The organism is Promineifilum sp. (SeqCode), assembly GCF_041918635.1.
GTDB lineage: Bacteria > Chloroflexota > Anaerolineae > Promineifilales > Promineifilaceae > Promineifilum.
Window position 1 is genome coordinate 1 of the sequence record NZ_JAYRVJ010000820.1, and the last position, 2,629, is coordinate 2,629.

Consider the following 2,629-nt stretch of genomic DNA (forward strand, 5'->3'; position numbering starts at 1 on the left):
ACGCTCAGTCTGTGGGCCTGGAACGGCAGCACCGATAGCGAGGTGGTGGACATAGCCATCAACGTGCCGCCCGGCCTGGTGGTGGATATCGCCTCAGTGAGCGCCAGCCAGGGCCATGCCCTCTACAACCTTGCCACCCGCACCGTCACCTGGTCGGGCACACTGGCCGGCAGCCAGGACGTGACGATCACCGTCGATGCGACCGCCGCCTCGCGCGCCGGACAAGTCGAAGCCGCGGCCACCGTAGCCGGGTTGATGCGCGGCAACGTCGTCCGGCGGACGGTTCCGCTGTGGCTCAACGTCGAGCCGCCGCCACGGCTGATCAGTTTGCCGATTGTGGCTAAAGACTAGACAATTAGAAACCGGGTTTCTCAGAAGAAACCCGGTTTCTATTTATGATGCGCCCACTCATTGGTACTGATCTCAAACGCTTCGTGCGCGACTACCGGCGCGCCCACCCGCCCCCACACGATCTGGTGGCTCTGCTCCAGAGCGTGGAATACCCGGCCAACGTCGGCTCCATCTTCCGACTGGCCGACGGCGCGGGCGTCAGCGAGTTGGTGCTGACGGGCATCACCCCCACGCCGCCCAACGCCACCATTGACAAGGTAGGGCGATTCAAGAGTCTGCGCCTGCCCTGGCGCTATGAGGCTGATCCACTGGCGGCCATCGGCGGGCTGAAAGAGCGCGGCTACCAGATTGTCGCCATCGAGTTGACCGACGATGCCACGCCCTACCATCAGTTCGACTACGCCTCGAAGTGCTGCCTGGTCGTCGGCCACGAAGACCACGGCGTAACCAAAGCCACTCTGGCCGCCTGTGACGCGGCCGTTTTCCTGCCTATGTACGGCAAGGGCTTGTCCCTCAACGTCCACGTGGCGCTGGCCGTTGTCCTCTACCACATCCGGAGTAGGGGCTAGGAGCTAGGTTCTAGGGAAGAGCGTTGTTCCCTAGAACCTAGCCCCTAGAACCTAACCCCTAAACTTGCCAAATGGGGGCAGTCGGGGTATACTGAGGAATAACATGCGGGATACTACAACAATTGTTTGGAGAGTGCGCCCATGAAGATTTCCTGCCTGCAAGACAACCTCGCCAAAGGACTGAGTATCGTCGGCCGCGCCGTCAGCCCCCGCTCGACGCTGCCGGTACTGGGCAACGTGCTGCTGGCGGTGGACAACGGCCGCTTGAAGCTGTCGGCCACTAATCTTGAGATCGTCATTACCTGCTGGATTGGCGCCACCGTGCAGGAAGCGGGCGCTACGACCGTGCCGGCGCGCACCTTCAGCGAGTTGATCAACACCTTCCCGCAGGACCGCGTTGACCTGACGCTCAATAAGACGACCGAGACGCTTCACGTCTCTTGCGGCAAGATACAGGCCAACGTTAAGGGTATCAACGCCAACGAGTTCCCGGTCATCCCTGATCCCGATCAGGAAAACCGCATCCGCATGGAGCCGGCCGTGCTCAAGCAGGTCATCTCTCAGGTAGCCTTCGCCGCGGCCACAGACGATTCGCGTCCATCGCTGACCGGCGTCTCCACCACCTTTGAGGGCAGCCGGATCATCATGGCCGCGACCGACGGCTTCCGCCTCTCCGTCCGCTCGGCCCACATCGCCGGCTACGTGGAGAAGCCATTCAACGTCATCATCCCCGCCCGCGCGCTGCACGAGGTCGCCCGCATCATCAGCGACGACCTGGAGGCGGTCTACATCTCCATGCCCAGCGGGCGCAACCAGATCATCTTCGACCTGGACAACACCCTGCTCGTTTCACAACTTATCGACGGCAAGTTCCCGGACTACGCTCCCATCATCCCCCAACGGCACACGACGCGGACTGTCCTGAACACGGCCGAGTTCACCAAGGCGTGCCGCACGGCCGACATCTTCGCCCGCGAGTCGAGTAACACGGCGCGGGTATCGGTGGAGCCGGGCGACGGTCTCTCGCCCGCCTTCGCCACCGTGGCCGCCAACAGCAAGGAGACGGGCGATAACGTGGCTCAGGTTGACGCCAACGTCGATGGCATGCCGGTCGAAATCGCCTTCAACGTCAAGTTCATGGCCGACGCCCTTGGCGTCATCGACACGCCTCAGGTGGCCCTGGAGACGACCAGTCCCAACGAGCCGGGGGTGCTGAAACCGGTGGGCGACAATGACTTTGTGCACATCATTATGCCCATGAACTTCAATCGCTAAGGACTAGGGGCTAGGGGTTAGGTTCCAGGGAAGAGCGCTCTTCCCTAGAACCTAACCCCTAGCCCCTAACCGCCGGTCCCTAACTGATCCAGTACCGTCCGATACAACGTATCCGCCCGCAGGTCTTCGAGGGTGTGGCAGGGCGCGCCGAGCCATTCGGCCAGTAGGCGCGCGAGGCCCTGGTCGAAGGCGGCGTGCTCCATGTTGATGACCACCGAGCGCACATCGGTTTCGGCAATCAGTTCGGCGATCTTGCGCGCCTCTTCCTGGGGCGGCAGGTCGGTCATGCTGACGTTGCCCGCGCCGTCGGTGAGCAGGAGCATCAGCGGCAGCACGTCGGGGTGGCTATAGGCTTCCTGACGGAAGACCTGATAGGCGAGGTAGAGACCGGCCGAGAGCGGCGTCTTGCCCCCCACGGCGATGTCCATCAGCGC

3 protein-coding genes and 1 pseudogene are annotated in these 2,629 nt (G+C 62.8%); 3 read left to right on the forward strand and 1 reads right to left on the reverse strand.

Annotated features, from left to right (window positions below; all coding sequences use genetic code 11):
• The 3 genes from ACE3UY_RS23290 to dnaN all read left to right on the forward strand — a co-directional run.
• On the forward strand, window positions 1-351 hold a 351-nt coding region (locus tag ACE3UY_RS23290; protein WP_374689856.1), incomplete at its 5' end, for a hypothetical protein.
• A gap of 44 nt (window positions 352-395) precedes the next feature.
• Window positions 396-920 carry a TrmH family RNA methyltransferase gene (locus ACE3UY_RS23295; protein ID WP_374689857.1) on the forward strand — a complete coding sequence of 175 codons (525 nt, stop codon included), beginning with the start codon at window positions 396-398 and terminating at the stop codon, window positions 918-920.
• Window positions 921-1,061: 141 nt separating this feature from the next.
• Entirely contained in the window at window positions 1,062-2,195 is a 1,134-nt protein-coding gene (gene dnaN, locus ACE3UY_RS23300; RefSeq protein WP_374689858.1) for a DNA polymerase III subunit beta, read from the forward strand.
• Window positions 2,196-2,260: 65 nt separating this feature from the next.
• Here dnaN and ACE3UY_RS23305 read toward each other — a convergent pair.
• Window positions 2,261-2,629: pseudogene (locus tag ACE3UY_RS23305) on the reverse strand (hypothetical protein); the annotation flags it as partial.

Excerpts from the sequence above, each read along its gene's own strand:
- ACE3UY_RS23295 (WP_374689857.1), top strand. The coding sequence starts at position 396 with ATGATGCGCCCACTCATTGGTACTGATCTCAAACGCTTCGTGCGCGAC.
- dnaN (WP_374689858.1), top strand. The coding sequence starts at position 1,062 with ATGAAGATTTCCTGCCTGCAAGACAACCTCGCCAAAGGACTGAGTATC.